Consider the following 14,092-nt stretch of genomic DNA (forward strand, 5'->3'; position numbering starts at 1 on the left):
CCCGTGATCTAGCAGGTCGCGCGGCGACCGGTCAACCCCCAGCACCCGATCGGCCGGTCGTCCTAACGTGGAGTGCACGGAGCGCATCCGCCCCGAGGTTCCGGCGATCGCAGATCAGCCGGAGGCCGAACGTCCGTCGCCCGCATCCGGGCGGCGGATCATGAGAAGGAGAGATCATGAACATCCTCGTCGCCATCATCGCCATCGTCGCCATCATCCTGCTGTTCACCGGCGGATTCGTGCAGTCGCTGAACTTCCTGCTCTGGGTCGGCCTCGTGCTCCTGGCCATCGCGGTCATCGTGTGGCTCGTGCGCTTCATCGGCGGTCGCAAGACCGTCTGATCGACTGAGACTTCGCGGCGCGGGCACCCTTCGGGGCGCCCGCGCCGTCGTCGTCTGCGCGCCGCGCGGCTCATCGTCCGGGAGTTGTGTTCCGAAGGCCGTCGGCGGATCTATGATTCTCCGGTGGGAACCCTCTACTACGGCGACTCCGGTACGCCCATCGGCATCGAAGATCGCGCGCTCGCGCACGTGAAGGTCGCGATCACGACCAAGCTCCGCCGCGGCGAGAGCTTCACGCTCTCGTGGCAGCACACCGACGACCAGCCCCGGGGCCGCAGCACGCTCTGGCTGCACCCGTCGATCCCGCTGCGATTCGTCTTCGACGAGCCGGAGACGCCCGAGCTCAGTCGCGAGTGGATCGAAGACCTCATGCGCTCGGCCAACAGCACGGGCGGCATCCGCCTGGTCCCCGAGCACCTCGACACGAACCCCATCGCGACGATCGCCGACCAGCCCGTGCAGGTGGGCGTCGACGTGCAGCCCGTCGAAGGCGCCCAGCCCGAAGCCACGGCCTGAGTCCTGCGCCGCAGGCGGGTGGGCCGGTGGCGCCTCGTCCGGTCCGCGCCCCGGCCGGACCTATGGTCGGCCGGGCCGGTCTCGTCAGTCCGCGTCGATCGGGTCGTCCTCGTCGGGCTCGGGCACGTACTGCAGTCCCGACGTGCTGTTCGCCGTCAGCAGCAGCTGCTCGATCCAGAGCCGGTTCAGCTTCGGCGGACGGTTGCCGCTGAACACGAACTGCAGCGGGATCGACTCGTGGATCCAGAACGTGGTGCGACCGCTGCCGTTCGAGACCCCGTGCTCCCAGGTCATCGAGAAGCTCTCGGACCTGCGCAGCTTGTTGAGGATCGCGACTCGCAGGTGGGCGAGCGTGCGATCTTCGATCTCGATTTCGCGCGGCGAGGAGTTGTAGATGAGCTTGCCCATGTCGAGACTGTAACCGACCGGCGCCGGGATCCACGACGCTGTCGAGTTCTTGCGTCGTCCCGCTGGCATGGCGCCATGTCGAGAAGACTCGCGGATCTCGCGCGCAAGGTCGGTGTCAGCGAGGCCACGGTCAGCCGGGTGCTGAACGGCAAGCCCGGCGTCTCGGCCTCGACGAGGGACGCGGTGCTCACCGCGATCGACGTGCTCGGCTACGAGCGGCCGACGAAGCTGCGCGGGGAACGGGCGAGGCTCGTCGGCCTCGTCATGCCCGAGCTGCAGAACCCGATCTTCCCAGCGCTGGCCGAGTCGATCGGCGGCGGTCTCGCGCAGAACGGGTACACGCCCGTGCTGTGCATCCAGACGGCGGGCGGCATCTCCGAGACCGACTACGTCGAGCTGCTGCTGCACCATCAGGTGTCCGGCGTGATCTTCGCGGGCGGCGCGTACGCGCAGGCCGATGCGAACCACGAGCACTACGAGCACCTGCGTGAGCTGAAGCTGCCGACCGTGCTCGTGAACGCGCCCGTCGACGGCATCGGGTTCGCCACGGTCTCGTGCGACGACGTCACGTCGCTGGAGCAGGCCTTCGGGCACCTGGTGCAGCTCGGGCACGAGCGCATCGGCATCCTCCTCGGGCCGCGCGACCACATCCCCTCGCGGCGCAAGCACGAGGTCGCCATGCGCATGGCCGAGCGGCACGGGGTCGAGCTCGACGTGTTCCTCGCGGCGCTCGCGATCTCGACGCTGATCCCCGTCGTGCTGTTCCTCATCTTCCAGCGGCTCTTCCTGCGCGGAGCGGGGCTGCGGCGATGACGGATGTCGCGGGGCGGGCGTAGTCTGCACGCCGTGGAGCATCCCCAAGTCGTCGACCCGCGGCATCCGCTCGTCGAGCGCGTTCGGAGCCTCTGCCTCGAGCTGCCGGAGGCCGTCGAGGTCGAGGCATGGGGTCGGCCAACGTTCCGCGCGGCCAAGCCGATCTTCACCTACCTCGGCGCGAGCATGGATCGCCCGTTCTCGATCGTCGTGAAGACCGACCCCGAAGAGCATCGCGCGCTCGTGCAGGACGACCGGTTCTACGGCGTGCCGTACTTCGATCGCAACCACTGGGTCGGCACCGACCTCGACGCTTCCCGCACCGACTGGCAACTGCTGGCCGAGCTCATCGAGACCTCCTACCGGCAGGTCGCGCTGAAGCGCCAGCTGGTGGCGCTCGACGCGCTGCGGCCGGCTCCTGAGCGCTCGCTGTGAACGTTCGGGGCGGTTCGCGCTCGATTGGCGCCCGCGCGAAGTGTGGGATAGAGTAACGGGGTTGCCTGCTGCTGGACACAGCGCAGAGCAGCACCAAACTCAACATACGCGCCCGTAGCTCAACGGATAGAGCATCTGACTACGGATCAGAAGGTTGGGGGTTCGAATCCCTCCGGGCGCACGTGCATCGCACCAGTACTGGTTGAGACAGTGCAGAACGGCCCGCCTCGGCGGGCCGTTCTTCGTTTCCCGGCTGCACCGCGGTCGTCAGCGGCCTCCCGCTGTCGCGCGACTGCGCGGTCGGAACCGCAGCCTCATCCGCCTGACGGGTTCTCGATGGGCGCGCCGTCGGCGTCGGTGCCCGTCTCCAGGTCGACGTCCTCGGGCTTGGTGGGCGCGTCGGCGTCGCGTCCGTCGTCGGGTTCGCCGCCCGAGGCGGTGTCGGTGTCCTGCTCGGGATCCTCGGTCGCGTCGCCACTCGGGGAGCCGTCGCCGAGGCGCTCGGTGTACCGCTTCCGTTCCTCGGAGATGTTCGTCGAGCCGTCGGGTGCGTCTGCGGGCGGGGTGGGGTGATCGGTGTCGCTCATCCTGCGACCGTACGTCGTGCGCGCCGAAGCGGCACGGGCTTGACAGAGACGAGCGAGGCCCCCGTTCCGCGGATCGGGGGCCTCGCTCGTCGTGCCGTGTCGGTCAGCGCGGGTCGGGGCCCGTGCCTCCCGCGTTCTCGGCGACCAGGCGCTGGTCGGCGGAGGCGGTGCCGTCGGAGGAGGCGGTCGCTGCGGCATCCGTCACCGAGTCGGCCTCGGAGGCGTCGGCGTCGGACGTGGCGGCCTCGGCCTCGAGGCGACGGTCGTTGCGCAGCGTGCGGACGGCGAAGGCGACGGCGGCGGCCCAGATCACGACGATGGCGATGAGCACGGAGTTCGTGACGAGCGGCGACGCTTCGACGGTGATGAGGATCGTGCGGGCGTTCGTGAAGACGATGAGCCCGCCGACGAGCGAGCCGAGCAGGCGCGGGGGCAGTTTGCGCACGAGCCACGCGGCGAGCGGGGCGGCGAGCACGCCGCCGACCAGGAGCGCGAGCACCCAGCCGAGGTCGAAGCCCTCGGCGCCGAGGCCGATGAAGAAGCCGATGCTCGCGGCGACCGAGACGAGGAACTCGCTGGTGTCGATCGAGCCGATGACCTTGCGGGGCTCGATGCGGCCCGAGGCGAGCAGGGCGGGCGTGCCGACCGGGCCCCAGCCGCCGCCGCCGGTGGCGTCGAGGAAGCCGCCGATCAGGCCGACGGGAGCGAGGAACCGCGTGCGCAGCGGCTTCGCGGAGTCGACCTTCGGCAGCGCGCGGAAGGTGAAGCGCACGAGCAGGTACGCCCCGAGGGCGAGGAGGATGCCGGCCATGAGCGGCTTCGCGGCGTCCGTCGACAGCGACGACAGCACGGTCGCTCCGAGGAACGCGCCGATCGCGCCCGGGATGCCGATGCGGAGCACGACCTTCCAGTCGACGTTGCCGAAGCGCCAGTGGGAGGCGCCAGAAGCCAGGGTCGTGCCGATCTCGGCGAGGTGCACCGACGCGCTCGCCGCGGCGGGGTTGGCGCCGATCGCGAGCAGCAGCGTGGTCGACGTGACGCCGTACGCCATGCCGAGCGCGCCGTCGACGAGCTGGGCGGCGAACCCGACGAGCGCCAGGAGGACGAGGGTCTGCATCACGCCTTCTTTCCGAGAGTTGAGGACTGGATCATCCGGGAATCTATGAGGGTGCGTGCCGGGCCGACAACCGTCATGTCGAAGCAAGTCCCCGCGTGACGCAGCGCGACGTAATACGGGAACGCCTGCGTCGACGGCCGGTCGGACGCGAGGTGCGAGCGGTGCGGAGGGGAGTCTCCGCATCCTGTGGATTCGCTGTGCAGCGCCTCCATCGGACAACGCGGGACTACCCTGTGCCGGTCTGTCCGGTTACGCTCGGGTGCAAAGTTGTGGAACAAGTCCGCGAAGGCTCGGAGCATGGCCGTACGGTTCTCAGGGGGTCTTCGGGTGGCGTCGGCAGAGACGACCGCCGTCATCGACGAGCGGTCCATGCTCGGCGTGGCGCGACCTGATGCACGTCGCGACGTCGAGGGAGCGATCGACGTTCGGGGGTCGATCGCGGCCCCGTGGCATCCGGACGTGCGGCAGGGCGAGCGGGATGCCGCGGCCAGGCGTCGCGAGGCCCGCCGGCGCCTCGACGCGCTCCGGGACCACGCCACCGCGACCGTCATGCGGCGCGTGCTCGCGATCCTCATCGCGCTGTTCCTCGGCGTGGCCGTGTTCCAGATGTTCGCCCCGCGGCTGGGCATGCCCGTCGACGCCGCCTGGCACGACCGGCACGCGGGCGCGATCCTCATCGGCGTGAGCGCCGGAGTCGCGGTCTTCGTGGCCCTCACGATCGCGTCGGCGTCGCGCGCGGGCGTCGACCTGCTGCACGACTTCGGCTTCCACTCGACGCCCGAGAACCGCGCGGTGCTCGCCGCCGGCTCCTGGTTCGCCGCCGCGGCGCTCGGCGTGCACTTCTCGGCCGCGGCCTTCAACCCGGTGCCTGGCGGCCAGTGGGTGGTCGCCGCGGTGCTCGGCGGTGGGCTCGCGCTCGCCGTCTTCTGCCTGCACCGGGTGGCCGTGCACGATCATGCGTACCGCACGTTCAACCTCGCGGCGCTCACGCTCGCGGCCGGCGCGATCGCGAGCATGAGCCTCACCGGCACGGGCTCGTGGTGGGCGTTGAACTTCAGCACGCTGGGCACGACCGACGACGTGGCGGCCTTCTCGTTCAACGCCGGTGCGGTGCTCTCGGGGCTCGCCATGGTCCTGCTGGCCCGCGCGCTGACGAGTGGACTCGCGTCGCCCCGCTTCGGGGCCTCGGCGGGCGGCATCCGGGTGCTGCGGGTCTGCGTCGTGCTGCTGGGCCTCTGCCTCGCCGGCGTGGGACTGGTGCCGATCGACACCGCGACGGGCGTGCACGACGCCTTCGCCCTCGGCGCGGCGGTGTGCTTCGCGGTGCCGGCGCTGAGCCTGCGGCTGCTCGTGCCCGCCGCGCCGCGGCGACTCGTCGTGCTCTCGGTCGGCTTCGTCGTGGTCGAGGCGGGCGCGATGGTGCTCTACGACGGGCTCCACCAGTTCAGCCTCACGGTCTTCGAGATCGTCGCGTTCTCGCTCATCTTCATCTGGCTCATCGCGATCACGGTCATGTCGCATGAACCGGCCACCATCAAGGCCACGGCGACGGATGCCGCGGGCGCGGCGCTCGCGGCCCTGCACGTCGCCCAGCGCGGCGTCGCCCGTCGGGTGCGCAGCGCCAGGTCGGAGCCGCCCGCCGGTCCTGCGGTGTCCCGACCCGCTACGGCCCGCGTCTTCGCGCCCGGGGCCCGAGTGGGCGGTGGGCGTCTCGCGACGCGGGTGCGCGGCCCCGACTCCTCGTCGATCCACGATCACCCGCCCGAGGGTGCAGAGTTGGAACCCACCCCGAGTTGAGGAGCGACCTACCATGAGCGATGCAGTGCGACCCGAACCCAGCGACGGCGACGAGGCCATCGAGATCGAACGACAGGATGCCGCGCGCCGCTACGTCGTGACCGTCGACGGCGTCCAGGCCGGCGTCGCGGTGTTCGTGCCGTCGCCGTCGGCGGTGACCTTCACGCACACGGTCGTGGATCCCGCGTTCGGCGGGCGTGGCATCGGGAGCCGCCTCGCGAAGTTCGCGCTCGACGACACCGTGGCCCGTGGGCTCCGGATCGTGCCCCGGTGCCCCTTCATCGCGGAGTACCTGCGCCACCACGCCGAGTACGAGTCCTCCGTCGACTGGCCCTGAGGATCCGCCAGATTGCCCCTCATTCGGGGCGGTGTGCGCGGGGACGCGCGGGGATACGATTCGATCAGACCAGAGTCGGCCCGTAACCGACCGGTCCGCCCTGCGCGGTTCGGGGATCAGGAAATGACCCACTCCCTCTGGACAGCCTCGCCGAGCTCAGTTCGGGTCGCTCGGCCGGGGGTGGCCTCCAGAGAGGCCGCAGTGGGGCGGGAGGTAGGGTTCCCGTCCCACTGTCCCGCCTGCCGGGCGATGCGATGCGCTCCAGCGGAGCCCGGGTCCGCCGCGCGAGCTCGCTGCGGAAGCAGTGCCGGTGTGGCGACCGGCGACCGGCGATCGGCGACCAGCAATCGGCGATCGATCAGGCGTGATGTGCGGGTGACTCGGTCGGCTCGCCGATGAGCGGCTCGGCGATCGCGAGTCGCATGCGACGGCAGAGGTCGGTGAGGGCGAGGAGCTCGTCTTCGTCGAGGCCGGCGGCGACGTTGCGCTCGATCGCGACCATGTGCTCGATGGCGACGCGACGGTAGAGCGCGAAGCCCTGCTCGGTCATCGCCACGATGGTGCCGCGGCCGTCGTCGGGATCGGGCGACTTGGTCACGATCGCGCGAGCGGCGAGGCGGTCGAGCATGCGGCTCACGCTCGGCTGGCTGATGAGCACGGAGCGGTTGAGGTCCTTGAGCCGCAGCCGGCGGCCGGGCGAGCGCGAGATGTTGAAGAGCACGTCGTACTCGTTGAGGGAGATGAGCCCGGTCGGAAACGTGTCGGCCAGCGCGCGCATGACCGTGACCTGCGCGCGGAAGAGGGATTCCCAGGCTGCGACGGCGATCACTCGATCGGTCACGCGACTCCTTCGACTCGATGTACGGCGGCGGAGTCCACGCGGCGACGCGAGGCGGCGATGCGATGCGGCGTCGGGGACCCGGTATCCAGAATAGGCAACCGAGTGCGCGAAATGGGTCAGGCCCGGAAATGGATGAGGGCCGGACGTAGAGGCTGACGTCCGACCCTCACCCTTGCACCAAGAGTGTCCTGCAATCACATTCCACACCGACCGCCACAGCAAACAGTCGGTGCACAACGAATATATAACGGATAGGTAACGGGCGCTAGTTATCAATCTGTGATTTTTCAGCGAGGTTTCCCCGAGGGGGCCGTGAGGGGAGGATCGCGAGGGTCCGGGCCTTCAGGTCGAGCGTCACGAGGCGTTCGACGGCGTGCCCGTCGGCTGTGGTCGGTCGGGGTTGCCGAACGGACCGGATCGGGCCATGATCGCCCGAAGGGGGCGCTCATGGGCAGGCTGGTCTACACGGTGATCGCATCGCTCGACGGCTACGTCGCCGATGCCGACGGCGGGTTCGACTGGGCGATGCCGCCCCTCGACGTGCACGCGGCGGCCAACGCGCAGCAGCGTGAGATCGGCACCATGCTGCTCGGCCGGCGCATGTACGACGTGCTCGTGGCGTGGGAGCACATGCCGGTCGACGGCGCACCGGAGGTGATCCGCGAGTACGCCGAGCTCTGGCGGGCGACCGACAAGGTGGTCTACTCCGCGACGCTCGATCGGGCCACGAGCGCCCGGACGCGCGTCGTCCGCGCGTTCGACCCCGAAGCCGTGCGCGAGCTGCTCCAGGCGTCCGCGGCGGATGTCTCGGTGGGCGGTCCGACGCTCGCGGCCAACGCCCTGCGGGCCGGGCTCGTCGACGAGATCGGGCTGTTCCTCTCGCCGGTGATCGTCGGCGGCGGAACCCCAGCGCTGCCCGCCGGCATCCGGCTGGACCTGGAACTGGTCGACGAACGTCGATACAGCGGCGGCGTCGTGTACCTCGCCTACCGGCCGCGACGCGGCGGGTAGCCCGCGACGCGTGCGGCCGTGCGGATCAGGCGGTGCGGATCAGTACAGGTCGGGCGAGGGCGTCGAGGCCTGGCGGATCGACACGTCGGCGTGACGGTCGAAGCGGTAGCCCACGCCGCGCACGGTGCGCACGATGTCCTGGTAGTGCGCGAGCTTGGAGCGCAGACGACGCACGTGCACGTCGATGGTGCGCTCGCTCGGCACCTCTTCTTCACCGGCCCAGAGGTTGTCGATGAGCTCGTGGCGGTCGATCGTGCGACCCTCGCGGAGCACGAGGAACTGCAGCAGCTCGAACTCCTTGTAGGTGAGGCCGGCCGGCTCGCCGTCGAGCAGCACGCGCTTGCGCGAGATGTCGATGATCACGCCGTTGGGGTGGCGGTCGGCGTCGGTGCGGGCGTCGCCGGCGTCGCGCTGCTTGGCGAGGGCGGCCGGGTCCTGGAGGGCGAGGCGCACGACGTCGACATCGCGACCGCCGGCACCGGCCGGGGCCAGGGCGACCGCGGCGTAGGTCTCGGCCGACGGGGCGATTTCGCCGGTGAGTGCGCGGAGCGCCTCGACGATGCGGTGCAGCGTGGTGCCGTCGGTGTCGGCCTTCGACTCGTCGATGCCGACGTAGAGCACGAAGCCGCGCGCCTCGGTGCCCTCGGGCACGGCGCGGACGCGGGGTGCCCGCTCGGCGAGGGGGGCGGCGGCCGGCGCGGCCTGGAGCGGGGCGGCGCTGCGGATGGCCGAGCCGCTGATGCGAGGGGCCCCGGTGCGCGCGGACTCGGCGCGGTCGATGGCGGCGGAGGTGCGAACGGGAGCGAGAGCGAGAGACATGATGGATTCCTTGCGTGAAGAAGGTGCAGCGAACACCCCGTACGACGGGGTGGAGCGATGGCCGGAGGGCCGGAGTTCGAACCCGGGTGAACGGGGTTCGGGGAGTCGCTGCCGATCGAAGAGATGATCGGCGACGGCGACTCGGCGGTCAGGTCGCGGTCAGCGGCACATTCGACAACACATGGGCGCGCGCGCCGACATCATCATGCCGGTCGTCCTGAGAGCCTCGGGGGCGGTCAGGGTGCGTGCGGTGTCAGTCATGAGCGATAGTCAATCCGACGCGCCCCGATGTGTCAATCCGTGACGATCGCATGACGCATCGTGACGGCGCAGACGGTGCAGGCTGCGTGGCGGCATCCGGGAGGATCAGCCGAGCCGACCCCTGCTGCGGAAGAAGCTGCGAAATCGGGCCTTCGAAAAAAATGATCTACGACCGATTCTGGCCCTGCGGCGAATCAGCCGAAGATCCTTCGGCCAGCGGCGAGTGGTTCGCGCAGCATAGACCGCGCGCGAACGTCATGCGCACGACGTCGGCGAACGCCCGAAGGGTCAGACGGTTCCGTAGAGGCGGTCGCCGGCGTCGCCGAGTCCGGGCACGATGTAGCCGAGCTCGTTGAGGCGCTCGTCGAGGGCGCCGAGCACGATCGTCACGTCGTGGCCCTCGAGCTCCTTCTCGAGGAAGGCGAGACCCTCGGGCGCTGCGAGGATGCAGATGGCCGTGACATCCGTCGCCCCGCGCTTCACGAGGAACTGGATGGCGGCCGCGAGCGAGCCGCCCGTGGCGAGCATCGGGTCGAGCACGAAGCACTGGCGGTCGGAGAGGTCGTCGGGCAGGCGCTCGGCGTACGTCGTGGGCTCGAGCGTCTCTTCATTGCGGGCCATGCCGAGGAAGCCGACCTCGGCGCTCGGGAGCAACTTGACCATGCCCTCGAGCATGCCGAGCCCGGCGCGGAGGATCGGCACGATCAGCGGCTTCGGCTCGGCGATGCGCAGGCCCGTGGTCGGCGCCACCGGGGTGACGATGTCGACCGGCTCGACGCGGACGCCGCGCGTGCCCTCGTAGGCGAGGAGCGTCATGAGCTCCTCGACGAGCGACCGGAACACCGGCGACGGGGTGTTCACGTCGCGAAGCACCGTCAGCTTGTGGGTGATGAGCGGGTGGTCGGCAACGTGGACTCGCATAGGCTCGAGTCTAGTTCGCAGCGTCATCGCAGAGGGAGGGCCGATGGAGCAGTCGATCCATCGCGAGTGGATGCGAGCCGCACTCGCCGAGGCCGAGCTCGCGCCGGCCACGGGCGACGTGCCCGTCGGGGCGATCGTCGTCGACGCCGAGGGCCGCGTGATCGCGGCACGGCACAACGAACGCGAGCTCACGGGCGATCCGACCGCGCATGCCGAGGTGCTCGCCCTGCGCGATGCGGCGGCCGCTCACGGCGAATGGAGGCTCGAGGGCTGCACGCTCGTCGTCACGCTCGAGCCGTGCGTGATGTGCGCCGGCGCGATCCTCGCCGCGCGGGTGCCCACGGTGGTCTTCGGCGCCTGGGACGACAAGGCGGGGGCGGCCGGCTCGCTCTACGACGTGCTGCGCGACCGGCGCCTCAACCATCGCGTCGAGGTCTACGCCGGCATCGAGGCGGATGCCGCGGCGAAGGTGCTGCTCGACTTCTTCGGGGATCCGGTCAGGCGTCCCTGAGGCCGGCCGAGAGGCGCCTGAAGTTCCGTGCCGCGAGCGCTGCGGGGCCATCGGGGCCGTGCGGAGGGGCATCCGTCTCGGCCCAGGTCTCGAACGCGACGCGGATCGCGTCGGTCGCCGCGGCGGCGACCAGCCGCGTGGTGACCGCGTCGATCGCGGGTTCGGACAGTTCGGCGATCACGCCGTGGAGCTTCGCCTCGGACTCGCGGTTCACGCGGTACCAGACGGTCATGAGCGCGGGGTCGTCGGCACCCGCGCGGAGGAGACCGCGCATCCAGTGCGCACCGTCGATCTCGTCGTCCGTCGGCGAGAGGGCCTCGACGATCGCGTGCTCGATCGCGGTCAGCGGGTCGAGCGAGCGGTCGGATGCCGCGAGCAGGGCTCGCCACCGGTCGGCGCCGACGGTGAGCAGCGGGGCGACCGCGTCCTCCTTCGTGCGGAAGTACCGGTAGAACGTGCGGAGGGCGACGCCGCCGGCCGCCGCGATCTCCTCTGCCGTGGTGGCGTCGGGCCCTCGGTCGGTGAACAGGCGGGCGGCTGCGTGGGCGAGCTCGAGCTGCGTCGCGGCCTTGCGGCGCTCGGTCAGCGTCGGGGGTTTCTCGTCCACCCTCGAAGCGTACGCGATCGGGGTTCGCTCGTGGCGTATCGCGCCTAAGTGACACAACGTGCCATGCAGGCGTAGCGTGTATGAAAACGTCACCCGACTCGAAAGGTCGCCAGCAATGAACCGCTACGAAGGTCGCCGCGCACTCGTCACCGGAGGAGGGTCCGGCATCGGCCAGGCCACCGTCCTCCGCATCCTCGCCGAGGGCGGCACCGTCGTCGCCGCCGACGTGAGCGAGGCCGGTCTCGCCGACACCGTCGCGAAGGCCGGCGAGCACGGCACGCGCCTCACCACCGTCGTCGTGAACATCTCCGACGAGGCATCCGTTCGCGAGGGCGTGGCCGCAGCCGTCGCCGCGCTCGGCGGACTCGACGTGCTCGTGAACGCCGCCGGCATCCTGCGCTCCTCGCACACCCACGAGACGACGCTCGAGCAGTTCCGCCAGGTCATCGACGTGAACCTCGTCGGCACGTTCCTCATGATCCGCGAGTCGATCCCCGCGCTGCTCGAGGGCAACGGCTCGGCCGTCGTGAACTTCAGCTCCACGTCGGCGGCGTTCGCGCACCCGTACATGTCGGCATACGCGGCCAGCAAGGGCGGCGTGCAGTCCATGACCCACGCGCTCGCGGCCGAGTACGCGAAGCAGGGCATCCGCTTCAACTCGGTGCAGCCCGGGTCGATCTCGTCGGGCATGACCGACGGATCCGGCGAGAGCAAGCAGAGCCAGGGCCCCGGGCTCCCCGCCGACGCCGACTTCGGCCTCTTCATGAAGCTCGCGCCCGCCATCACGCAGGGGTTCGCCGGACCCGAGGCCGTCGCCGGCGTCGTCGCGATGCTCGCGAGCGAGGACGGCGCCTTCGTCACCGGCACCGAGGTGCGCATCGACGGCGGCACGCACTTCTGAGCCGGTCGGCGGCGCCTGATCCGGAGGGACGTGCCGGATCAGGCGAACGTCTGATCAGGCGAAGGTCGCCGGCTCAGGACGGATCACGCGATTCCATCCTGATCCGGCGTCGTTCGCCTGAATTGCGTGCGATGCCTTGCGTGGATGAGTGCGCGCGGGTCAGGCGGCGGCCTCGGCGCGCGACTCGATGCCGTCGAGGTAGTCGCCGAGCAGGGCTGCGGATGCCGCCTCCGCGCGAGGTCCGAGGTGCGCGCGCTCCGCACGCAGCTGTGCGCTGGTGAGCCCGTACGCGGGCAGCTCGTCGCCCCAAGCCGTGAGCCAGTCCTCGTGGATGCGGGCCGTGACCTCGGGGTGGAACTGCACCGCGAGCAGCCACTCGCCCCGGCGGAACGCCTGGTTCGCGTACTGGTCGCTGGAGGCGAGCCGCTCGACGCCCTCTGGCAGGTCGAACGTGTCGCCGTGCCACTGCACGGCCGGCACGCCGGCGAAGTGCCGGACGGGGGAGCGCTCGCCCGCGGCCGTCGGGGTCACCTCGAGCCAGCCGACCTCCTTGCGCTCGCCGCGGTACACGCGGGCGCCGAGCGCCGCCGCGAGCAGCTGAGCGCCGAGGCACACCCCGAAGACCGGGGCCTCGGCGTCGATGCGCGTACGCAGCAGCCGCAGCTCGTCGGCGAGGTAGGGGTAGCGGTCGGTCTCGTAGGCGCCCTCTTCGCCGCCGAGCACGACGACGAGGTCGGCGGCCAACGGGTCGAGCGCGGCGACATCCGTCACGGGGGCGTCGATCGTGACGACGTCGTAGCCGTGCGCCTCGAGCGTGGGCCCGAGGTTGCCGAGGCCGATGGTGGAGTCGTGGCGGAGGACGAGGGCCGTGCGGCGGACGTGCGCCGCGGCATCCGTCATTCGAGGCCCTTGATGACGATGGCGTCGGTGGGCGGGGCGACGAGGTTCGGGTCGACGTAGACGTCGGGCTCGATGTAGATGACCCGCGCCGACGGGACGGCCGTGCGGATGCGCTGCTCGATGACGTTCGTGGCCGCCGCGACCTCGAGCAGGGGCTGGTCCGAGCCGAAGCCGAGCTTGGCGGCGACGAGCAGCTCGTCGGGGCCGAGGTAGAGGGTCTTCATGTGGATGATGCGCTCGATCTCAGGGCCGGCGTTGATCGCCTGCTCGATCTTCGCGACGTCGTCTTCGGTCGCGCCCTCGCCGACGAGCAGGCTCTTCGTCTCGATGCCGAGGATGACCGCGACGAGCACGAGCAGCGCGCCGATCGCCAGGGTGCCCACGGCGTCCCACGTCGGATCGCCCGTGAGCACGGTGAGGCCGACGCCGAGGAGCGCGAAGACCAGGCCGGTGAGGGCCGCGACGTCCTCGAGCAGGACCACGGGCAGCTCGGGGGCCTTCGCCCGGCGCACGAACTGCACCCAGCTCATGCGGCCGCGCAGTGGGTTGGACTCCTTGACGGCGGTGCGCAGCGAGAACGACTCGAGCACGATGGCGACGGCCAGCACGAGCAGCGGCAGCCAGGCGTTCGTGAGCTCGTGCGGGTGGGTCAGCTTCTCGATGCCCTCGTAGATCGAGAACACGCCGCCGACGGAGAACAGGATGATCGACACGACGAAGGCGTAGACGTAGCGCTCGCGGCCGTAGCCGAACGGGTGCTCCTTGTCGGCGGCCTTCTTCGCCTGGCGGCCGCCGAGCATCAGCAGGAGCTGGTTGCCCGAGTCGGCGAGGGAGTGGATGCCCTCGGCGAGCATCGACGCCGAACCCGAGAAGAACCACGCGATGAACTTCGTGATGGCGATGCCCAGATTCGCGAGGAGTGCCGCGACGATCGCCTTGCTGCCGCCCGATGTGCTCATGCGCCAATCC

17 protein-coding genes, 1 tRNA gene and 1 pseudogene are annotated in these 14,092 nt (G+C 70.6%); 10 read left to right on the forward strand and 9 right to left on the reverse strand.

Annotation, left to right across the window (positions count from 1 at the left end; translation table 11 throughout):
• The first annotated feature begins 176 nt into the window (after positions 1-176).
• On the forward strand, positions 177-341 hold the full coding sequence (locus ABIC29_RS00640) for a hypothetical protein (RefSeq protein ID WP_199471216.1): 165 nt from the start codon (positions 177-179) through the stop codon (positions 339-341).
• Between the two features lie 123 nt (positions 342-464).
• Entirely contained in the window at positions 465-857 is a 393-nt protein-coding gene (locus ABIC29_RS00645) for a DUF7882 family protein (protein WP_354241830.1), read from the forward strand.
• A gap of 84 nt (positions 858-941) precedes the next feature.
• Here ABIC29_RS00645 and ABIC29_RS00650 read toward each other — a convergent pair whose 3' ends face one another.
• A complete protein-coding gene (locus ABIC29_RS00650; RefSeq protein WP_354241833.1) occupies positions 942-1,265 on the reverse strand; it encodes a DUF7882 family protein in 324 nt (107 codons plus the stop codon).
• A 75-nt stretch (positions 1,266-1,340) separates the two neighbouring features.
• Between ABIC29_RS00650 and ABIC29_RS00655 the strand changes: the two are divergent.
• The 3 genes and pseudogenes from ABIC29_RS00655 to ABIC29_RS00665 form a co-directional block, all read left to right on the forward strand.
• Positions 1,341-1,979: pseudogene (locus ABIC29_RS00655) on the forward strand (LacI family DNA-binding transcriptional regulator); the annotation flags it as partial.
• Between the two features lie 132 nt (positions 1,980-2,111).
• Positions 2,112-2,513, forward strand: a complete 402-nt coding sequence (locus ABIC29_RS00660; RefSeq protein WP_116080401.1) for an MmcQ/YjbR family DNA-binding protein — start codon at positions 2,112-2,114, stop codon at positions 2,511-2,513.
• A 108-nt stretch (positions 2,514-2,621) separates the two neighbouring features.
• Positions 2,622-2,694: transfer RNA gene (locus ABIC29_RS00665), tRNA-Arg, on the forward strand.
• A 133-nt stretch (positions 2,695-2,827) separates the two neighbouring features.
• Here the strand turns inward: ABIC29_RS00665 and ABIC29_RS00670 are convergent.
• Both ABIC29_RS00670 and ABIC29_RS00675 read right to left on the reverse strand, forming a co-directional pair.
• Positions 2,828-3,100, reverse strand: coding sequence for a hypothetical protein (locus ABIC29_RS00670; RefSeq protein WP_116080402.1), 273 nt, complete (start codon positions 3,098-3,100; stop codon positions 2,828-2,830).
• A gap of 103 nt (positions 3,101-3,203) precedes the next feature.
• Positions 3,204-4,217 (reverse strand): sulfite exporter TauE/SafE family protein, encoded by a 1,014-nt coding sequence (locus ABIC29_RS00675; RefSeq protein ID WP_354241837.1) that lies wholly within the window; start codon positions 4,215-4,217, stop codon positions 3,204-3,206.
• Between the two features lie 297 nt (positions 4,218-4,514).
• On the opposite strand from ABIC29_RS00675, the gene ABIC29_RS00680 reads away from it, so the two are divergent.
• Together ABIC29_RS00680 and ABIC29_RS00685 are read left to right on the forward strand one after the other, a co-directional pair.
• On the forward strand, positions 4,515-6,014 hold the full coding sequence (locus ABIC29_RS00680; protein WP_147309099.1) for a hypothetical protein: 1,500 nt from the start codon (positions 4,515-4,517) through the stop codon (positions 6,012-6,014).
• Positions 6,015-6,027: 13 nt separating this feature from the next.
• The gene (locus tag ABIC29_RS00685) at positions 6,028-6,351 is read left to right on the forward strand and encodes a GNAT family N-acetyltransferase (protein ID WP_116080405.1); all 324 of its coding nucleotides are present in this window, start codon (positions 6,028-6,030) and stop codon (positions 6,349-6,351) included.
• Positions 6,352-6,709: 358 nt separating this feature from the next.
• Here ABIC29_RS00685 and ABIC29_RS00690 read toward each other — a convergent pair whose 3' ends face one another.
• Positions 6,710-7,192 carry a MarR family winged helix-turn-helix transcriptional regulator gene (locus tag ABIC29_RS00690; protein WP_354241841.1) on the reverse strand — a complete coding sequence of 161 codons (483 nt, stop codon included), beginning with the start codon at positions 7,190-7,192 and terminating at the stop codon, positions 6,710-6,712.
• Between the two features lie 447 nt (positions 7,193-7,639).
• On the opposite strand from ABIC29_RS00690, the gene ABIC29_RS00695 reads away from it, so the two are divergent.
• Positions 7,640-8,203, forward strand: coding sequence for a dihydrofolate reductase family protein (locus ABIC29_RS00695; RefSeq protein ID WP_354241844.1), 564 nt, complete (start codon positions 7,640-7,642; stop codon positions 8,201-8,203).
• Between the two features lie 39 nt (positions 8,204-8,242).
• Here the strand turns inward: ABIC29_RS00695 and ABIC29_RS00700 are convergent, their stop codons facing one another.
• Complete coding sequence (locus ABIC29_RS00700) at positions 8,243-9,022, reverse strand: winged helix-turn-helix domain-containing protein (protein ID WP_116080407.1); 780 nt, start codon at positions 9,020-9,022, stop codon at positions 8,243-8,245.
• 549 nt (positions 9,023-9,571) lie between these two features.
• The gene (upp, locus tag ABIC29_RS00705; protein ID WP_354241847.1) at positions 9,572-10,204 is read right to left on the reverse strand and encodes a uracil phosphoribosyltransferase; all 633 of its coding nucleotides are present in this window, start codon (positions 10,202-10,204) and stop codon (positions 9,572-9,574) included.
• 43 nt (positions 10,205-10,247) lie between these two features.
• Between upp and tadA the strand changes: the two genes are divergently transcribed.
• Positions 10,248-10,715, forward strand: coding sequence for a tRNA adenosine(34) deaminase TadA (gene tadA, locus ABIC29_RS00710; protein WP_354241850.1), 468 nt, complete (start codon positions 10,248-10,250; stop codon positions 10,713-10,715).
• Here the strand turns inward: tadA and ABIC29_RS00715 are convergent.
• Entirely contained in the window at positions 10,702-11,322 is a 621-nt protein-coding gene (locus tag ABIC29_RS00715; RefSeq protein ID WP_116080409.1) for a TetR family transcriptional regulator, read from the reverse strand. The two genes, tadA and ABIC29_RS00715, sit on opposite strands and share 14 nt — an antisense overlap.
• Positions 11,323-11,437: 115 nt before the next feature.
• Between ABIC29_RS00715 and ABIC29_RS00720 the strand changes: the two genes are divergently transcribed.
• The gene (locus ABIC29_RS00720) at positions 11,438-12,223 is read left to right on the forward strand and encodes an SDR family NAD(P)-dependent oxidoreductase (protein ID WP_116080410.1); all 786 of its coding nucleotides are present in this window, start codon (positions 11,438-11,440) and stop codon (positions 12,221-12,223) included.
• Between the two features lie 159 nt (positions 12,224-12,382).
• Here ABIC29_RS00720 and ABIC29_RS00725 read toward each other — a convergent pair whose 3' ends face one another.
• Both ABIC29_RS00725 and ABIC29_RS00730 read right to left on the reverse strand, forming a co-directional pair.
• Positions 12,383-13,123 carry a glutamine amidotransferase gene (locus ABIC29_RS00725; RefSeq protein ID WP_354241854.1) on the reverse strand — a complete coding sequence of 247 codons (741 nt, stop codon included), beginning with the start codon at positions 13,121-13,123 and terminating at the stop codon, positions 12,383-12,385.
• Positions 13,120-14,082, reverse strand: coding sequence for a cation diffusion facilitator family transporter (locus ABIC29_RS00730; protein ID WP_116080412.1), 963 nt, complete (start codon positions 14,080-14,082; stop codon positions 13,120-13,122). The genes ABIC29_RS00725 and ABIC29_RS00730 overlap by 4 nt, the downstream gene beginning before the upstream one ends.
• Between the last annotated feature and the right edge of the window lie 10 nt (positions 14,083-14,092).

The sequence above is a fragment of the Agromyces sp. PvR057 genome (assembly GCF_040547485.1).
Classification (GTDB): Bacteria; Actinomycetota; Actinomycetes; order Actinomycetales; family Microbacteriaceae; genus Agromyces.

Bases quoted from the DNA above. Each gene is read 5' to 3' on its own strand.
- ABIC29_RS00640 (WP_199471216.1), top strand. From the start codon at position 177: ATGAACATCCTCGTCGCCATCATCGCCATCGTCGCCATCATCCTGCTG.
- ABIC29_RS00720 (WP_116080410.1), top strand. From the start codon at position 11,438: ATGAACCGCTACGAAGGTCGCCGCGCACTCGTCACCGGAGGAGGGTCC.
- ABIC29_RS00700 (WP_116080407.1), bottom strand. From the start codon at position 9,022: ATGTCTCTCGCTCTCGCTCCCGTTCGCACCTCCGCCGCCATCGACCGC.
- ABIC29_RS00685 (WP_116080405.1), top strand. From the start codon at position 6,028: ATGAGCGATGCAGTGCGACCCGAACCCAGCGACGGCGACGAGGCCATC.
- tadA (WP_354241850.1), top strand. From the start codon at position 10,248: ATGGAGCAGTCGATCCATCGCGAGTGGATGCGAGCCGCACTCGCCGAG.
- ABIC29_RS00725 (WP_354241854.1), bottom strand. From the start codon at position 13,123: ATGACGGATGCCGCGGCGCACGTCCGCCGCACGGCCCTCGTCCTCCGC.
- ABIC29_RS00695 (WP_354241844.1), top strand. From the start codon at position 7,640: ATGGGCAGGCTGGTCTACACGGTGATCGCATCGCTCGACGGCTACGTC.
- ABIC29_RS00675 (WP_354241837.1), bottom strand. From the start codon at position 4,217: ATGCAGACCCTCGTCCTCCTGGCGCTCGTCGGGTTCGCCGCCCAGCTC.
- ABIC29_RS00650 (WP_354241833.1), bottom strand. From the start codon at position 1,265: ATGGGCAAGCTCATCTACAACTCCTCGCCGCGCGAAATCGAGATCGAA.
- ABIC29_RS00730 (WP_116080412.1), bottom strand. From the start codon at position 14,082: ATGAGCACATCGGGCGGCAGCAAGGCGATCGTCGCGGCACTCCTCGCG.
- ABIC29_RS00670 (WP_116080402.1), bottom strand. From the start codon at position 3,100: ATGAGCGACACCGATCACCCCACCCCGCCCGCAGACGCACCCGACGGC.
- ABIC29_RS00680 (WP_147309099.1), top strand. From the start codon at position 4,515: ATGGCCGTACGGTTCTCAGGGGGTCTTCGGGTGGCGTCGGCAGAGACG.
- upp (WP_354241847.1), bottom strand. From the start codon at position 10,204: ATGCGAGTCCACGTTGCCGACCACCCGCTCATCACCCACAAGCTGACG.